We start from the raw sequence: 17550 nt of genomic DNA on the forward strand, positions 1-17550 counted from the left end.
CGACCGGAGTCATACCTTGGCCACTGGTACGGAACCTCCGACAACCGAACATCATCCCGGCGGCGGCGTCCGCGCCGCCGGCCGCGCAGCGATCGCCGCCCCGCATCTGCGGACCGACCGCTGGTGGCTGGCGCCGGCCGCCACCGCCGCCGGGCTGCTCGCCTTCGTCGTCTACTCGACCTGGCGGGCCTTCGCCAACGCCGACTACTACGCGGCACCGTACGTCTCGCCGTTCTACTCCCCGTGCCTCGCGGAGAACTGCGAGCCGATGAAGGCGGGCCCCAACTGGGAGATCTTCGGCAGCTGGTGGGGGATCTCCCCCGCGATCCTCATCCTGATCTTCCCGCTGGGCTTCCGCCTGACCTGCTACTACTACCGCAAGGCCTACTACCGGGGCTTCTGGGCGTCCCCGCCGGCCTGCGCGGTCGCCGAACCGCACAAGAAGTACACCGGTGAGACCCGATTCCCGCTGATCCTGCAGAACATCCACCGCTACTTCTTCTACGCGGCGATCCCGGTCGCCGGCATCCTCACGTACGACACCGTGCTCGCCTTCCGCGACGAGCACTACGACTGGGGCCACATGGGCCTCGGCACCCTGGTGTTCGTCGTCAACATCGTCCTGATCTGGGCGTACACCCTCTCCTGCCACTCCTGCCGGCACATCGTCGGCGGCAAGCTCAAGCACTTCTCCCGGCATCCCGTGCGGTACCGCATGTGGCAGTGGGTGGGGAAGCTCAACGCCCGGCACATGATGCTCGCCTGGACGTCGCTGGTGAGCGTCGCCCTCGCCGACTTCTACGTCTACCTGGTCGCGTCCGGTGTCTTCGAGGATCCGAGGTTCTTCTGATGTCCGTGGTCGAGCGGCAGGAGTGGGACGTCGTCGTGGTCGGGGCCGGCGGTGCGGGGCTCCGCGCCGCCATCGAGGCCCGCGAGCGCGGCGCCCGTACGGCCGTGATCTGCAAGTCGCTGTTCGGCAAGGCGCACACGGTGATGGCCGAGGGCGGCATCGCGGCGGCGATGGCCAACGCCAACGAGAACGACAACTGGCAGGTCCACTTCCGCGACACCCTGCGCGGCGGCAAGTTCCTCAACCAATGGCGGATGGCCGAGCTGCACGCCCAGGAGGCGCCCGAGCGGGTGTGGGAGCTGGAGACCTGGGGCGCCCTGTTCGACCGGACGAAGGACGGGCGGATCTCGCAGCGCAACTTCGGCGGCCACGAGTACCCGCGCCTCGCCCACGTCGGCGACCGCACGGGGCTGGAGCTCATCCGCACCCTTCAACAGAAGATCGTCGCGCTCCAGCAGGAGGACCACCGGGAGACCGGGGACTACGAGTCCCGGCTGAAGGTCTTCCAGGAGTGCACGGTCACGCGCGTGCTGAAGGACGGGGAACGGGTCTCCGGGGTCTTCGCCTACGAGCGCGAGTCCGGCCGGTTCTTCGTGCTGGAGGCGCCCGCCGTGGTGATCGCCACGGGCGGCATCGGCAAGTCGTTCAAGGTGACGTCGAACTCGTGGGAGTACACCGGCGACGGGCACGCGCTGGCGCTGCTGGCCGGGGCTCCACTGCTGAACATGGAGTTCGTGCAGTTCCATCCGACGGGCATGGTCTGGCCGCCGTCGGTGAAGGGCATCCTCGTCACCGAGTCGGTGCGCGGCGACGGCGGGGTGCTGCGCAACTCCGACGGCAAGCGGTTCATGTTCGACTACATCCCGGACGTCTTCAAGGAGAAGTACGCCGAGACCGAGGACGAGGCCGACCGCTGGTACGACGACCCGGACCACAACCGGCGCCCGCCCGAGCTGCTCCCCCGCGACGAGGTCGCCCGGGCGATCAACACCGAGGTGAAGGAGGGCCGCGGCTCCCCGCACGGCGGGGTGTTCCTGGACGTGTCGACGCGGATGCCCGCCGAGGTGATCAAGCGGCGGCTGCCGTCCATGTACCACCAGTTCAAGGAGCTGGCGGACGTCGACATCACCGCGGAGGCGATGGAGGTCGGGCCGACCTGCCACTACGTGATGGGCGGCATCGCCGTCGACTCCGACACGGCGGCGGCGCGCGGGGTGCCGGGGCTGTACGCCGCCGGTGAGGTGGCGGGCGGGATGCACGGCTCCAACCGGCTGGGCGGCAACTCGCTCTCCGACCTGCTGGTCTTCGGCCGCCGGGCGGGCTGGCACGCGGCGGAGTACGCGCAGGGGCTGACGGACGGGCGCCCGGCCGTGGACGACACCCAGGTGGACGCGGCGGCCGAGGAGGCGCTGCGGCCCTTCTCGGTGACCGGCGAGAACCCGTACAGCCTGCACCAGGAACTCCAGCAGACCATGAACGACCTGGTCGGCATCATCCGCCGGGAGGCGGAGATGGAGCAGGCACTGGCGACCCTCGCCAACCTGCGCGGGCGGGCGGCGAAGGCGGGCGTGGAGGGCCACCGCCAGTTCAACCCCGGCTGGCACCTGGCCCTGGACCTGCGGAACATGCTGCTGGTCAGCGAGTGCGTGGCACGGGCCGCGCTGGAGCGCACCGAGTCGCGCGGCGGCCACACCCGGGAGGACTACCCGGCGATGGACCGGGCGTGGCGGCGGGTCAACCTGCTGTGCGCGCTCGCCGGGGACGGCGCCGGCGTCGAGATCGCCCTGAGCCGCGAGACCACCGACCCCATCCGCCCTGACCTGCTCGCCCTGTTCGAGAAAGAGGAGCTGGTCAAGTACCTCGCCGAAGAGGAGCTGTACGAATGAGCGGCTACGAGGCCCGCTTCAAGGTGTGGCGGGGCGACGCGGACGGCGGCGGCCTGGAGGACTTCCGGGTCGAGGTGAACGAGGGCGAGGTGGTCCTCGACATCATCCACCGGCTCCAGGCGACCCAGGCGCCCGATCTGGCCGTGCGCTGGAACTGCAAGGCGGGCAAGTGCGGTTCGTGCTCGGCGGAGATCAACGGGCGGCCGCGGCTGATGTGCATGACCCGGATGTCGGTGTTCGCCCGCGACGAGACGATCACCGTCACTCCGCTGCGGGCCTTCCCGGTCGTCCGGGACCTGGTGACGGACGTCGGCTTCAACTACCGCAAGGCCAGGGAGGTGCCCTCCTTCGTGCCGCCCGCCGGGGTCGGTCCCGGGGAGTACCGGATGATGCAGGAGGACGTGGACCGCTCGCAGGAGTTCCGCAAGTGCATCGAGTGCTTCCTGTGCCAGGACACCTGCCATGTGGTGCGCGACCACGAGGAGAACAAGGCGGCCTTCGCGGGCCCGCGCTTCCTGATGCGGATCGCGGAACTGGACATGCATCCGCTGGACGCGGCGGCGGAGACCGGCGTCGACCGCAAGAAGACCGCCCAGGACGAGCACGGCCTCGGCTACTGCAACATCACCAAGTGCTGCACGGAGGTCTGCCCCGAGGGCATCAAGATCACGGACAACGCTCTGATCCCGCTGAAGGAGCGGGCCGTGGACCGCAAGTACGACCCCCTGGTCTGGCTGGGTTCGAAGATCAGGCGGCGCTCCTCAGCAGGCTGAGCGTCTCCCGGAGGTTGTGCTCCGCGATGGCCCGCATCCCCTCCGGGTGCGGGAAGTCGCCGTCGAGGAGCCGGAGCGGGCCGGACACCAGGGACAGGTGCAGGGCCAGCCGGTAGAGGCGCAGCCGGTCCTCGTCGAGGCCGGGTGCGCGCAGGGCGTCGTAGTGGGAGCCGAAGCGGATCCGCAGGAAGGCGTGCTCCCACTCGGCGTCGCAGTACAGCAGGCCCTCGATGTCGATCAGGGCCGGGTGTCCCTCGGCGTCCAGCAGGACGTGGTCCGGTCCGAGTTCGCCGTGCACGAGACCGTGCCGGGCGCGCGGCCGGACCGCGGCGGCCAGCTCCCGCACCAGACCGGCGAGTTCCCGCCGTACGGCGGCGATCCGCGCGTCCCGTGCGGCGGCCTGCTCGATGTCGCGCAGGGCGCCGTCGGTGACGCGCCGCTCGCAGGAGGGAGAGGACGAGGTCCCTCCCCCGTCGATCAGGGCGACCTTGCCGAAGGCGGGCCCTTGGTGCGCGTGCATCCTGGCGAGCTGGTCGGCCAGTCGCTCCAGGGCGGCGCGTCCGGCCGCCGGGTCCCGGGTCAGCGTCTCCTCCAGACTTCCGCCCCGTAGGTCCTCGACGACCGCCGTGTCCGCCGGGAGGTGGGTGCGGGTGTCGTCGGCGTACAGCAGGCGCGGGGTGCGTACCCCGGCGGCGGCCAGCCGGTCGTGCGCGGCCGTGAACAGGCCGAGGCCGGTGCCGGGCGACAGGGGGTCGCGGGGGTCGGAGGGCCCGGCGTCCCAGTAGTCCTCGTCAGCGGACCAGACGTAGGCGATGGCGGTGGAGCCGTCGTCGCAGGTCAGGCGGTACACGCCCTTCTTGCTGCCGCCGCGCAGCCGGGTGACCGAGGCGAGCGGGCGCGGGCGGCCGAGGGCGGCCCGGGCGAGGGGGGCGAGGTCGTCGCGGGTCAGGGGCGTACGGGTCACGGGCTGCGCCTCCCAGGCGTACGGGGGTGAACCGCGGATTCTCGCAGTCGGCGCGCTCCTGCCGGGAGGGATTTTCCGCCCCAGTGGGCCTCACGGGCCCCACCAGGGGTGCACCCCGCTCGCGGTGCCGCAATCCTGCTCATACGCTCCGAAATGTGACGCCCTCCTTGATCCGGGGCCGCCCGCGGCGCGTGACCTCGCAGATATCCGCACGGGTGGCACATGCCGTGCTGGGCGCGGTGGTGGCGGTGCTGTGGCTGGTCCTGCCGGGGATGACGGCGGACCGGGGTGCCCCGGCCGGGCCGGCGCCGAGCGCGGCGGCGCAGCAGCGGGAGGAGGTCGAGGAGACGACCACCGCCGATCTCGTGCTGCCGCTGCTGGCGCTGGGCACGGCGGTCGTGCTCGGCGCGTACGCCTACGTCCGGCGCACCCGCCGCGCCCGCACCCGCACCACGCCGGGCGGACCGCGGCCATCGCCGCCCGCGCTGCTCGCCGAGTCGGAGGAGCGGGCGCGGGAGGCGCTGGTCGCGGCCGACGACTGGGTGCGCACCAGCCGTGAGGAGCTGGACTTCGCCGAGCTGCGGCTGGGCGCCGAGGCCGTGGCGCCGTACGCGCGGACGGTGGCCGCGGCGCAAGCGGAGCTGACGGCCGCTTTCCGGATGCGCCAGCGGTACGACGAGGGCGTGCCGATCGAGCCGGATGCCCGACGGCAGGCGCTCGCCGGGATCGTGGGTCGGTGCGAGGAGGCGGGCCGGCTGCTGGACGAGGCGGCCGGCGGGTTCGACCGGCTGCGGAATCTGGAGGAGGCGATCGACGGGGCGCTGGAGATCGCGGAGTCCCGGTTCCGGGAACTGGCCGGGCGGACCGGGGCGGCGGAGGCGACCTTCGCGGACCTCGCCCGCCGATACCCGCCCGCCGCGCGGGCACCGGTCGTCGGATACGTCGAACAGGCCAAGGACCGCCTGGTGTTCGCCACCACGCGGCTCAACCAGGCCCGCCAGTGCGCCGACCGCGGCGAGACCGGCCGGGCCGCCGCCCATCTGCGCGCCGCCGAGGGCGCGGTGGCCCAGGCGGACGTCCTCGTGACCGCCGTCGACCGGCACGCCGCGCAGCTGGCCCGGGCCGCCACGCTGATCCCGGCCACGCTGACCGGGGCGGAGGCGGAGCTGGCGGGGGCGCGGGAGCAGGCGGGCGCGGCGCCCGTGCCCGCCGGGGAGCTGCGGGCGCGGATCCTGCACGCCGACGCGGTGCTGTCCGTCGTACGCGAGGAGCTGACGTCCGGGCCGTACGACCCGCTGGACCTGCTGCACCGGATCGTGCGGGTGACCGCGCCGGTCGCGGCCGGGCGGGCGGCGGTGCTGTCGGCCGCGGCGGCGCTGGTGGCGCGCGGTGCCGTGGCGTCCGCGGAGGACGTCGTCGCCACACACCGGGGAGCGGTCGGTGCGGAGGCCCGCACCAGGCTCGCGGCGGCGTGGGACGCCGAGGAGCCGGAGCCCCTGGCCGCCGAGGCCCTGGCCCGCCAGGCCCGGCAACTCGCCGAACGGGACGTCCGCGCCCACGGTCACCCCGACGCCGCCCCCGGCACCGGCACCGCCGGCGCCCTCCTGGGCGGCATCCTCCTGGGCCCCGCCCCGGACAAGGCCCCGGCCGCGAGCTTCGGCGGGCCGAGGACCCGCGCCCGCCGGACACCGGAGCTCTCGTAGGGTCCCCGCGGTGCGTCAGAACAGGCTCAGCAGTGCCTCCGCCGGGTCGGCCACGCCGTTCTCGCCGTCCGGGAGGGCCAGTTCGAACCAGACCGTCTTGCCGCGGTGGGTGCGGCGGGAGCCCCAGGCCGCCGAGAGGAGGCCGACGAGCTGGAGGCCCCGGCCGCCCTCGTCGGTGTCGCGGGCGCGGCGGCGGCGGGGCTGGACGAGGCCGGAGTCCCAGACCTCGCAGACCAGCGTGCGGTCCAGCAGGAGGCGGAGTCTGATCTCGCCCTCGCCGTAGCGGAGGGCGTTGGTGACCAGTTCGCTGACCAGGAGTTCCGTGGTGTCGACCAGCGGCTCCAGGTCCCAGGAGAGCAGCTGTCCGCGGGCGTACTCGCGGGCCCGGCCCACGCTGCGCGGCTCGCGCGGCAGCGTCCAGTCGCCGACGGACTCGGCGGGCAGGCCCTGCACACGGGCCATGAGCAGGGCGATGTCGTCCTCGCCGTGGTGGGTGTCGAGGGTGTTGAGGACGTGGTCGCAGACGTCCTCCAGGGGGCTGGCGGGGTCGGTCAGGGCTCCCACGAAGGCCTGCAGGCCCTCGTCCAGCGGGTGGTCCCTGGACTCCACCAGGCCGTCCGTGTAGAGGGCCAGCAGCGCGCCCTCGGGGAGTTCGACCTCCACCTCCTCGAACGGCTCCCCGCCCACGCCGAGCGGCATGCCCGGCGGCACGTCCAGCATCAGCGCCTCCTCGCCGGGTTCCACCAGCACCGGCGGCAGATGGCCCGCGTTGGCGAAGGTGCAGCGCCGGGTGACGCTGTCGTAGACCGCGTACACGCAGGTGGCCAGGTACACCTCGGACAGGTCCGCCTCGCGGGGGCGGCGGGCGGCGCGGGTGGCCTGCTGGATGCCTCCGGGGGTGCCGAGGCCGCGGGCGATCTCGTCCAACTGGGAGAGCACTTCGGCCGGTTCGAGGTCGAGTTGCGCCAGGGTTCTCACGGCCGTGCGGAGTTCGCCCATCGCGACCGCCGCGCGCAGACCGCGGCCCATGACGTCGCCCACCACCAACGCCGTGCGGTGGCCGGGCAGTTCGATGACGTCGAACCAGTCGCCGCCGACCTCGCTGGGGCGGCCGGTGGAGGCGTTGCCGGGCAGGTAACGGCAGGCGATGTCGAGGCCCGAGGCCACCGGGTCGCCGGGCGGGAGCAGGGACCGTTGCAGTATCAACGCGCGTTCGTGCTCGCGCCGGTAGAGGCGGGCGTTGTCGATGCAGACGGCCGCCCGTGCGGCCAGCTCCACGGCCAGGTCGCGGTCCCGGTCGCCGAACGGCTCGCTGCCCTTCGTACGGGAGAACTGGGCGAGTCCCACGACGGTGTCGTGGGCGACCATCGGCACCGCGAGGGTGGACTGCACGAGCCCGCCCTCCTCCGGGGGGACGAGCCGCGGGCGGGCGGTGCGCAGGGCGTCCGCGCAGGGCGAGTTGAACGGGTAGTGGTGGACCGCGCCGACCTTGACCGGCTTGCCGGTGCCGGCGAACGGGGCGTCGGAGACGGCGCTGGCGAAGGCGACGCGGCGCAGTTCCGCGCTGCCGTCGGGCAGGCCCGGCGGGGTCTCGTCGCCGACGAGGAGGCCCTGGTAGAGGTCGACGGTCGCGAGGTCGCAGAACCCGGGGACGACGACGTCGAGCAGTTCCCGGGCGGTGGTCTCCAGGTCGAGGGAGTTCCCGATGCGGGCGCCGGCCTCGTTGAGCAGCGCGAGATTGCGCCGCGCGGCGGCGGCCTCGCGGGCGGCGGCGCGCCGGGCGGTGATGTCGGTTCCCAGCCAGGCGATGCCGATCGGGCGGCCGCTGCCGCTGTGCACGCGGTAGAGGTTGACCGACCAGTGCCGCCGCTCGTCGGAGCCCGGCACGAAGCCCGTGACGTGCATGTCCGTGATGGAGTCGCCGGTCTCCAGGACCCGGCGCAGGGTCGCGGAGACCCGATCGGCCTCGGCGCGCGGCAGATAGTCGTGGACGCCGCGGCCGCGGTGGTCGTCGGGGGTGCCGCCGAAGATGGAGGCGAACCGCTGGTTGGCGCGGCGCACCCGCAGGTCGGTGTCGATCAGCAGGAATCCGAAGGGAGATTGGCCGAAAATCGCCTGCGAGGCGGCGAGGTCGGTCTCGATGCTGCGCAGCACCCGGACGTCGACGACGATACAGACCGCGGCCTTCTCGCCGTCCTCGGTGCGGGTCGGCATCACATAGACCTCGGCGAGCGCGTCCCGCCCGCGTCCGCCGTCCGGATCCGGCGCCCGGAAGGGCACCACGCCGGTCCACTCCCGCCCGTCCAGGATCTCGGCCATCTTGCGCTGGCCGCGCTCGCGCAGGTCGGGGTCGATGAACGCCTCGATGGGATCCATGCCCACGGCCCGCTGGGCGGGGATGCCGAACAGCTGCTCCGCGCGCAGGCTCCACTGGTCCACCAGCCCGTCGGGGCCGATGGAAAAGGAGGCCACCTTGATGTAGTCGTAGATCGAGCCGGGCGGACTGCTCTGCCACAGGGCGTCGGCGGGCGGCGCCTGTGAGGATCCGCCCGTGGCAGCCGCGGCCCTTACCCTCGCGCCGTCCGACGGGTCCTCGGACTCCGTGGCCTTCGCTGGTATCTCGCTCACGCGAACCGTCCCCTCCAGCTCACCGCGTCCGGCACCGGTCACCGGGGGCGGCTGCCCGCAGTATCCAGCACTACGGCGCCGCACAACACGGTGTTCACGATCACAGCACGGTCCAGGTGCTTTTCGGACCGGACTGCGAGAACACTTCCAGTCTTCTAACCAGGGGACACGCCCCCGAATCACGCTGCCTGGCACCGGCTGGTGGCCTGATCCGCACGTTTGGACAACGGTACGGGGACGACAGCGCCGTTTCACGACCCGTACGGCCTCACGTCGGCACCGCGAGTTCGAACCAGACCGTCTTGCCGCGATCGTCGGGGCGGCTGCCCCAGCGACGCGAGGAGGAGGCGACCAGTTGCAGCCCGCGCCCGCTCTCGTCCTCGGGGCGCGCGACGCGCTCGCGGGGCAGCTCCGGCAGCGGGTCGGAGACCTCCACCAGCAGCACGGCGGGCATGCCGGTGGGGCGGATCAGCCGGACGCCGATGGGTCCGGTGGCGTGCCGCAGCGCGTTGGTCACGAGTTCGCTGACCAGCAGGGCCGCCAGGTCGCCGAGGCTGTCCAGGCCCCAGCCGTGCAGCCGGCCGCGGACGGCGGCGCGGGCGGTGCGCACGGCTCCCGGGTCCGCGGGGAACGTCCACTCGGCGCGGTCGCCTTCGGTGTCGAACACGCCGATCACATCCCAGGCAAACAAGCCCACCCATGTCCGGTTTCGTGGGGTTAATGGGCACATACCCGATATCCAGGGGGCAGTACCGCGCGAGAGGGCGCACTGTGGCACGAACGGCGTACGAGAGCGAGGGGGCGCTTCCACGACCATGGGCGCGCAGGCCCGCGCAGTCGGCTGCTCAGTCGCCGCCTCCGCCGAGACGGGCGGCGATCTCCCGGACCGCCGGAACGTCCTGGTCCAGCCAGTCCACGTGCCAGATCTCGGCCGGGGTCAGCCAGCGCAGGGCGTCATGGTCCTGGAGGGGCTTGGGTTCCGCGGATCCGGGCCGCAGGCGCGCGGTCCACACGTGCAGGACGTACGGCTGCTTCAGGGGCCACTCCCCCGGCACCCTCGCGACGGCCTCGGTCTCGACGCCCAGCTCCTCGCGCAGCTCGCGCACGAGGGCGTCGTCCGGGGCCTCGCCCGGCTCCACCTTGCCGCCGGGCAGCTCCCAGCGGCCGGCCAGCTCCGGGGGCGCGCTGCGGCGCGCGGCGAGCAGGCGGCCGTCGTCGAGCAGGGCGGCTCCGACCACCACGGTCCGTTGCGTCATGCACCGGAGCCTATCCAGGGGTGGTCAGCCGACCGCGTCCTCCCCGCCCTGGTCGATCCGCTGGACCCAATAGAGCTGCTTGTGGCCGCGGCTGTCGAGGCTGTCCGCGATCTTCTGGGCCTCGGCGCGGGTCGCGTACCGGCCGACGCTGTAGCGATTGCCGTTGTCGTCCTGACGTATGACGAGCCAGGGAAGAGTGACCGTGCTGTCGTTCATCGCGCCCCTCCGCTTCCCGCCCTGCGCGCCCCGCCCGCTAAGGAAACCGCAATCCGCATATGCCCGAGCCTACGCCTAACCTTCACGCAGCGAATACGGCTTTTCACGAAGAGGTACGCAACAAGCCAGGGCGGAGGGGGCGCGCGGCATCGAACGCGCCGTCGACGGGGACCGCCGGGTCCGGTCAGCGGCATCCTGCTCATCGCGTGGGCGACCTGCGAGAACGACCGGATTTCAACCGGCGCGCGCGGGCCGTCGGCTGTGCGGGTGCCCACGGCAACTGCCACTAGGGCGTGCGCCCTAGGACACGTGTGCGCTCCTGGGGTGCGGGTGATGTGGGCTCGCGCCGGGGAGGACTGGCGGCGTGGGTTGGACTGTGCCCGGCGTTGGTGCGGACCGGGGGGGAGTCGCGCAGCCCGGCGCTGACGGGGCGCCGCCCGCGCCCACCCGTGCCGCCCCAGGCGGCACGCATGCCCGCGGCTTGGGCGGACGGGCTGCCCGCGGCTTGAGCGGACTGCCCGCCACGCGACTACGCCGGACAGACCGCTGCCCGCGGCTTGAGCGGAAGAGCTGCCGTACCAACCACGGGGCTGCACCCGCCCGCGGCGAGGAGGGGACGGGGCGGGGGTGTCCGCCCGCAGCGGCTGGCGCGTCCGGCACCGGTACGGCCGTACCCAGGGCCACCGCGCCAGACCGAGGACGGATACCCCCGGCGCGGCCCCGACCCAAAACGAACCGTAGGCGCTACAACAACCCCCACCGGACCCGCGCAGGCCGCCGCAGGCACCCGCAGGCTCTGCGGACCCCGTTACTTCACCGGCAAGTGGTAGGACACCCGGTACCGGTCCGCCGGGATGACCACGTCGGCGGTTTCGACGGGGCGGCCGGAGGCGTAGAAGGTGCGCTGGACGACCAGGACGACGTGGCCGGGGACGCCGCCCAGGGCGTGGAGTTCCTCGGCGAGGCCGGGGCGGGCGCCGACCTCCTCGGTGACGTTGTCGACGATGACGTCGATGGCGGCCATGCGCTCCACCACGCCCATGCCGCCCAGCGGACCCTCCTCGGGGAGCATCACCGGGGTGCGGCCCGTGACGGCGAGGGGTTCCCAGGAGGTCGAGAGCATCATCGGCTCGCCGGCCTCCCGGTAGAGATACCTGGTGCACATCACGCGGTCGCCGGGCTTGATGGCGAGCCGCTGCGCGATCAGCCCGCCCGCCTCGGCCTGCTCGCTGCTGGACTCCCAGGTGCCGCGCACCGAGCCGTCGGCCTGCTCCTGCCGGAACGGGGTGGCGGTGTCGGCGGGGCGGAATCCGGAGCGGGCGATCCGGCGGGGCACCGGCCGCTCGCGCACATACGTCCCGGACCCGGAGCGGCCCTCGACCAGCCCCTCGGCCATCAGCACCTTGCGGGCCTCCAGCGCGACCGTGTCCGAGACGCCGTACTCCTCGCGGATGCGGGCCTGGGACGGCAGTCGGGTGTGCGGTGGCAGCAGACCGTCGACGATCTTCTTGCGGAGATCACCCGCGACGCGCAGGTACGCCGGCTGCTCACCGAATGTCACTGGCCGCTCCCATCAGGTTGTACAGACAGCAACAGCGTGGCAACCGTAGGTTGTGCCGAGCAAGCAAAGGCCAGAGAATCACTCGATGTGATGACAAAGGGCCGGGAGGGGCTTTACGCAGGCACTTTCTCCCCGCTATAGCCGCCCTCACACCTTGAGATCGCCACCGTCCTCGCCCCCGTCGTCGTAGTCGTACTCCGGCGGGCTGGTGTCCAGGTCCAGCGCCTCGCGCACATCGATCGTGCGCGCGCCGTCGTAGAACTCGTACCCGGCGTCGTAGTGCTCGTAGAAGGTGTCCGGATCGGTCGCCGTCGCCGCCTTCGCCCAGTGCTTGCGGGCCGCCTCCAGCTCCTTCACCAGGTCGGTGACGGGCCGCTCGGCGCCGCCGGGCCAGGTGTGCCCGCGCAGCGCCTCGGTCTGGGCGGCGAGCGCGTCGCGCACCTCGCCGGCCCACTCGGTGTTGGCGTCGAGGTCGTCCTCGGCGTAGGCGTCGGGCTCGCGCTCCAGGACCGTGTCGAGGTCGCGCACCGACTCCAGGTAGGCCAGCTGGTCGGCGTCGAGGGTGGTCGCGTCGTTGCGCAGGGAGCCGGTCAGGGTGCCCTTCTCGTCGGTGTTGCCGAAGATGCAGGTGATCTCCCGGTCGCCGAGCCGCCAGCTCTGCCGGGTCGGGGTGAGGTAGTACACGTCCACGTGCTGAGGCACGGCCCAGACGTCCATGGCGTAGTCGCTCTGAAGCGTGTAGCACTTGTCCTCGGCCACATCCGTGAGGTGGTCGTCGCCGGGATAGGAGCCGTCGGGGACGGTGACCGTCGCGAACACCTCGCCGTCGTGCTCGCCGTCGCACGGCACGATGTCGAGGTCGTACGTCACGCCCTGCAGGGAGTCGCCGGGCGCGTCGAAGCACTGGCCCTTCTTCACCGCGAGGCTCTCTTCGGCCGCGCCCTCCTTGAAGCCCTCCCAGACGTCGGAGGCGACGCCCGAGGGCAGCGCCACCGCCCACAGTGCGAGCCCGACGGACGACAGCACGGCCCCGGCGATCGCCATGCCCTTGCCGCGCTCGCCCTTCTTCCTGATCTGCCGCAGCGCCACCAGCCCCAGCACGAGCCCCACGGCCGGCAGGAAGCACAGCACGCCCAGGACGAGGGCGGCGATGGCGACGCCGTTGACCGGCGGCTGCGGCGGGTGGGGGTACGGGCTCCAGGCGCCGTACGGCGGCGGCGCGTAGGGGCCCTGCTGGTACGGACCCTGGGGGTACGGACCCTGGGGGTGAGGAGCCGGGTACCGGCCCTGGGGGCCCTGGGGCTGCTCCGGCCCGGGGGGCGGGGGTGTGGACACGGGTACCGTGCTCCTGACTCGGATCTTGAGGAACTGACGTGCGACCTGGCGCATGGTAAGCGCGGGACGGGTGGGGGCGATATGGGGGTCACGAATGCGACGATCCGGGCGGTCAACGGGTTGACGGTGCGGATCGAGGCGGCGGCTGGTCCGGCGAGCCGGGGAGATGCTCACACGGGCCGACCGGAACCTGCTCACGAAGACCAAGTGCACGTGCATCGCGAAACACGTTCCGACCAGTTCTGATCTTCTGTGTCTCACCCTCAGCCCGAGTACGTAGCGTGATCGGCATGCAGCTCCGGTACAGCTTCCGCCTGTACCCGAACATGGTTCAACGAGCCGCGCTGGCCAGGGCGTTCGGGTGCGCTCGAGTGGTGTTCAACGACGTGGTGCGCGCCCGCGAGAACGCCCGAGCGGCGGGGCTGCCGTTCCCGACGGCGGGCGAGCTGTCCAGGAAGCTGATCACCGAGGCGAAGAAGACGGCAGCGCGAGCCTGGCTGGGCGAGGTATCCGCCGTCGTACTCCAGCAGTCCCTACGCGACGCAGAGGCCGCCTACAAGAACTTCTTCGCGTCCCTCAAGGGCGAGCGCAAGGGCGCGAAGACAGGCGCGCCGAGGTTCAAGTCCCGCAAGAACAGTAGGCAGTCGATCCGGTTCACCGCCAACGCCCGTTGGAGCATCACTGACAGCGGGCGCCTGATGCTGCCGAAGATCGGCGCGGTGAAGGTCCGGTGGTCGAGGCCCCTGCCGACCACACCGTCCTCGGTCACCGTCATTCAAGGATGCGGCCGGGCGGTATTTCGCCTCCTTCGTCATCGAGACCGACCCGGACGCCGACGCACAGCGGATGCCCGACACCGGTCAGACGGTCGGCCTCGACCTGGGCCTGACCCACTTCGCGGTCCTCTCGGACGGCACGAAGATCGATTCTCCGCGGTTCCTGCGCCGTGCGGAGAAGAAGCTGAAGAAGGCACAAAAGGAGCTGTCCCGCAAAGAGAAGGGAAGCAAGAACCGCGAGAAGGCACGTCTGAAGGTCGCGCGCGCCCATGCCAAGGTCGCTGACGCACGCCGTGAGTTCCACCATCAGCTCTCCACCAGGTTGATCTGCGAGAACCAAGCGATCGCCGTGGAGGATCTGTCGGTGGCGGGACTGGCGCGCACCCGACTGGCCAAGAGCGTGCATGACGCGGGCTGGTCGGCGTTCGTCACCATGCTGGAGTACAAGGCCGCCCGGTACGGCCGCACTCTCGTCAAGATCGGACGCTTCGAGCCGACCTCTCAGACCTGCTCGGCTTGCGGGGCCAAGGACGGGCCCAAACCCCTCGACGTCCGGGAATGGACCTGCGCCGCCTGCGGCACGGTCCACGACCGGGACCGCAACGCCGCAGTCAACATCAAAACGGCCGCCGGACTGGCGGCATCAGCCTGTGGAGCGCCGGTAAGACCAGAACACGTTCCGGCACAGCGCAACGAAGCAGGAAGCCACGGATTCCCGACGGAACCCTGCGCCGCGTAGCAGCGCAGCACCGATCGAGAAGGCCAGAATCCTCAGGCTTCAGTCCCGAGGAGCAAGTCAAGACCGCCCGTTCGGCTTCCTCGCCGTGCACCGGCACACGCGCCTCGTCCTCGCGGCGGGCTGGGTGACGGACCCGGAGCCCTACCGCGAGGACGAGGGGAATTACTGACGGTTCATCAGAACTGGAGCGCCCAGGCGTCGATCCGCCCGGTGTCCAGGTTCGCGTTGTCGCTCACCCGGAGCTTCCAGGTGCCGTTGGCCGGCTCCGAGGAGGCGTTGACCGAGTAGGTGGTGTTGATGTTGTCCGAGCTGCCGCCGGTGCCGTAGCCCTTCAGCGTGTACGCGGTGCCGTCGGGGGCGATCAGCTGGACCTGGAGGTCGCCGATGTAGGTGTGGATGATGTTGACCTGGACGGCGAGGGTGGCGGGGGCGTTGCCCGAGACGCCGGAGACGGTGATCGGGGACTCGACGGTGGAGTTGTCGTTGATCGCGTAGTCACCGGTGTTCTCGAAGCGCGGTCCGGGCGGGGTGGTGCTGCCGCCGCCGACGTAGAGCAGGCGGTTGGGTGAGCCGGTGCCCGGGTTGGTGACGACGTTGGGGGTCGCGGCGGTGGTCAGCGCGGAGGACACCTGGGCGGGCGTGGCCGTCGGGTTGTCGGCCAGGTAGAGCGCCGCCGCTCCGGCGACGTGCGGGGTCGCCATCGACGTGCCGGAGATGGTGTTGGTGGCGGTGTCGCCGCTGTTCCAGGCCGAGGTGATGGAGGAGCCCGGGGCGAACAGGTCGAGGACCGTGCCGTAGTTGGAGTAGCTGGCGCGGGCGTCGGAGGAGGTGGTGGCGCCGACCGTGATCGCCTCGGTGACGCGGGCGGGCGAACGGGTCGAGGCGTTGGTGCTCTCGTTGCCCGCCGCCACGGCGAAGGTGACGCCGGAGGCGATGGCGTTGCGTACGGCGGTGTCGAGCGCGGTGTCGGCGCCGCCGCCGAGGGACATGTTGGCGACCGCCGGCTTCACGGCGTTGCGCGCGACCCAGTCGATACCGGCGACGACCTGGGCGGTCGTACCGGATCCGGAGTTATTCAGCACCCGGACGCCGACGATCTTCGCCTTCTTGGCGACGCCGTACGCGGTGCCCGCGACGGTGCCGGCGACGTGCGTGCCGTGGCCGTGGCCGTCCTGGGCGGTGTTGTCGTTGTCGATCGCGTCGTAGCCGTAAGTGGCGCGGCCGCCGAAGTCGCTGTGGGTGATGCGGACGCCGGTGTCGATGACGTACGCCGTCACGCCCTGCCCGGCCGAGTCCGGGTAGGTGTACGAGCTGTTCAGCGGCAGGGCGCGCTGGTCGACCCGGTCCAGGCCCCAGGAGGGCGGGCTGGGCTGGGTGGCGTCGATGCTGAAGGTGCGGTTCTGCACGACGGAGGCGACGGCCGGGTCGGCGGCGAGACGCTTCGCCTCGGACTCGGAGGCCTCGATCGCGTAGCCGTTGAGGGCCTTGGTGTACGTGCGCTCGATGGTCGCGCCGTACTTCTTGGCCAGCGCGCGGCCCTCGGCGGAGCCGGAGCGGGCCTCGCCCGGCTTCAGGGTCACGATGTAGCTGTCGGCGACGGCGTTGGCCGCGCCCTCGTACTGGATGCGCCCTTCGGCGGCGGCGGGCGGCGCGGAGACCAGGCCAGCGGCGAGCGCCGCGGTGCTCGCGACGGCGAGGGCCGCCAGTCTTCGCCGGGTGGTGCGGTGGGGAGTACGCATCACTGCCATCTGAGGGGTCCTCCTCGATCGGTGGTGCGCTGGTGGGGTTCCGCGTACGAATGGCAGGATCATGTCAATCCGGTCGCCATTCGGACGCGTCAGCCGAAAGATTGAGGCCTCCACAGGAATTGCACAAGGGTCCTGCACAGACGTAACAGTGCCGCCATACGCCCTTCATGACGCACCGTCATCTTCGCCGGAGGCGGATCGCGCCTCCGGCGGAGGGTTGGCGTCAGGCGTCGAAGCCGGTGTCCCGGGTGTGCTTCTCCCAGGCCGCCACGTCGCCCCGCACCTGGTCGAGGTGGTCGAGGACGGCGGTGACCGCGTCGTCGCCGAGCGGCAGGCGCAGCGGGGTCCGCTCGGCCTCCAGGGCGGCCCGGATCAGGGCCGCCGCCTTCGCCGGGTCACCGGCCTGGGTGCCGTCGCCGGTCGCCACGTACCCACGGGTCTGGGTGACCTTCGGGTACACCCCGCTGTCGGGGCTGAAGCCGGCCCGGTTGCCCTCGAACAGCGAGGTGCGGAAGGCACCCGGCTCCACGATGAGCACCTTGATCCCGAACTCCGCCACCTCGTCGGCGAGCGCCTCGGACATGCCCTCCAGCGCGAACTTCGTCCCGCTGTACGCGCCGAACCCGGCGAAGGACATCTGCCCGCCCACGCTGCTCATCTGCACGATCGCGCCCGAACGCCGCTCCCGCATGTGCGGCAGCACCGCCCGGGTCAGCGCGGCGGGCCCGAGGACATGCAGATCGAACAGGGCCCGCAGCTCGTCGTCCGTGGTCTCCTCGAAGGCGCCGACGTGGGTGCGGCCCGCGTTGTTGACCAGGACGTCGATCCGCCCGTGGCGGGCCACCACGCCCTGGACGGCCGGCTCCGCGGCGGCGATGTCGGTGACGTCCAGCCGCAGCGCCTCCATGCGGTCCGGATGCGCGGCCACCAGATCGTCCAGCGCCTCCGTGCGCCGGGCGGCCCCCACCACGACATCCCCGGCGGCCAGCGCCGCCTCGGCGATCGCCCGCCCGAATCCGCTGCTCGCGCCCGTGATCAGCCAGACCTTGCTCATGTCCCCTCCTCAAGTGGCTGTTGTGACCCAACAAGCCTGCGGGAAAAGGATGTTGTTCGCC

Annotated in this window: 13 protein-coding genes and 1 pseudogene; 5 read left to right on the forward strand and 9 right to left on the reverse strand. The window is 71.9% G+C overall.

All coding sequences use genetic code 11. The annotated features are described in order from the left end of the window. The first annotated feature begins 16 nt into the window (after nt 1-16). From ACZ42A_RS07420 to ACZ42A_RS07430, 3 genes are read left to right on the forward strand one after another with little or no spacing between them, the layout of a single operon-like run. Nucleotides 17-850 (forward strand): hypothetical protein, encoded by an 834-nt coding sequence (locus tag ACZ42A_RS07420; RefSeq protein ID WP_468526221.1) that lies wholly within the window; start codon nt 17-19, stop codon nt 848-850. Continuing rightward, nucleotides 850-2736: a fumarate reductase/succinate dehydrogenase flavoprotein subunit gene (locus tag ACZ42A_RS07425; protein WP_468526222.1), complete on the forward strand. Its 1887-nt coding sequence runs from the start codon at nt 850-852 to the stop codon at nt 2734-2736. Before ACZ42A_RS07420 ends, ACZ42A_RS07425 begins: the two co-directional genes overlap by 1 nt. Beyond that, a complete protein-coding gene (locus ACZ42A_RS07430; RefSeq protein ID WP_468526223.1) occupies nt 2733-3509 on the forward strand; it encodes a succinate dehydrogenase/fumarate reductase iron-sulfur subunit in 777 nt (258 codons plus the stop codon). The genes ACZ42A_RS07425 and ACZ42A_RS07430 overlap by 4 nt, the downstream gene beginning before the upstream one ends. On the opposite strand, the gene ACZ42A_RS07435 is transcribed toward ACZ42A_RS07430, so the two are convergent. Further along, nucleotides 3484-4473 carry a phosphotransferase family protein gene (locus tag ACZ42A_RS07435; RefSeq protein WP_468526224.1) on the reverse strand — a complete coding sequence of 330 codons (990 nt, stop codon included), beginning with the start codon at nt 4471-4473 and terminating at the stop codon, nt 3484-3486. The two genes, ACZ42A_RS07430 and ACZ42A_RS07435, sit on opposite strands and share 26 nt — an antisense overlap. A 155-nt stretch (nt 4474-4628) precedes the next feature. Between ACZ42A_RS07435 and ACZ42A_RS07440 the strand changes: the two genes are divergently transcribed. Then, complete coding sequence (locus ACZ42A_RS07440) at nt 4629-6176, forward strand: hypothetical protein (RefSeq protein WP_468526225.1); 1548 nt, start codon at nt 4629-4631, stop codon at nt 6174-6176. A gap of 15 nt (nt 6177-6191) precedes the next feature. On the opposite strand, the gene ACZ42A_RS07445 is transcribed toward ACZ42A_RS07440, so the two are convergent. The 6 genes from ACZ42A_RS07445 to ACZ42A_RS07470 all read right to left on the reverse strand — a co-directional run bounded on the left by ACZ42A_RS07445 (nt 6192) and on the right by ACZ42A_RS07470 (nt 13172). Continuing rightward, a complete protein-coding gene (locus ACZ42A_RS07445; RefSeq protein ID WP_468526226.1) occupies nt 6192-8804 on the reverse strand; it encodes a SpoIIE family protein phosphatase in 2613 nt (870 codons plus the stop codon). A 268-nt stretch (nt 8805-9072) separates the two neighbouring features. After that, nucleotides 9073-9501: an ATP-binding protein gene (locus tag ACZ42A_RS07450; RefSeq protein ID WP_468526227.1), complete on the reverse strand. Its 429-nt coding sequence runs from the start codon at nt 9499-9501 to the stop codon at nt 9073-9075. Between the two features lie 148 nt (nt 9502-9649). After that, nucleotides 9650-10060, reverse strand: a complete 411-nt coding sequence (locus ACZ42A_RS07455; protein ID WP_468526228.1) for a (deoxy)nucleoside triphosphate pyrophosphohydrolase — start codon at nt 10058-10060, stop codon at nt 9650-9652. Nucleotides 10061-10084: 24 nt separating this feature from the next. Beyond that, complete coding sequence (locus tag ACZ42A_RS07460) at nt 10085-10276, reverse strand: SPOR domain-containing protein (protein ID WP_468526229.1); 192 nt, start codon at nt 10274-10276, stop codon at nt 10085-10087. Between the two features lie 808 nt (nt 10277-11084). After that, the gene (locus ACZ42A_RS07465; RefSeq protein WP_468526230.1) at nt 11085-11837 is read right to left on the reverse strand and encodes a GntR family transcriptional regulator; all 753 of its coding nucleotides are present in this window, start codon (nt 11835-11837) and stop codon (nt 11085-11087) included. Nucleotides 11838-11984: 147 nt separating this feature from the next. After that, nucleotides 11985-13172, reverse strand: coding sequence for a DUF4190 domain-containing protein (locus ACZ42A_RS07470; RefSeq protein WP_468526231.1), 1188 nt, complete (start codon nt 13170-13172; stop codon nt 11985-11987). A gap of 290 nt (nt 13173-13462) precedes the next feature. On the opposite strand from ACZ42A_RS07470, the pseudogene ACZ42A_RS07475 reads away from it, so the two are divergent. Continuing rightward, nucleotides 13463-14687: pseudogene (locus tag ACZ42A_RS07475) on the forward strand (RNA-guided endonuclease InsQ/TnpB family protein). A gap of 176 nt (nt 14688-14863) precedes the next feature. On the opposite strand, the gene ACZ42A_RS07480 reads toward ACZ42A_RS07475, so the two are convergent. Further along, complete coding sequence (locus ACZ42A_RS07480; protein WP_468526232.1) at nt 14864-16435, reverse strand: S8 family peptidase; 1572 nt, start codon at nt 16433-16435, stop codon at nt 14864-14866. A 223-nt stretch (nt 16436-16658) separates the two neighbouring features. Next, entirely contained in the window at nt 16659-17489 is an 831-nt protein-coding gene (locus ACZ42A_RS07485; protein WP_468526233.1) for an SDR family NAD(P)-dependent oxidoreductase, read from the reverse strand. Nucleotides 17490-17550: the final 61 nt, after the last annotated feature.

The sequence above is a fragment of the Streptomyces sp. NPDC030838 genome, from assembly GCF_055572035.1.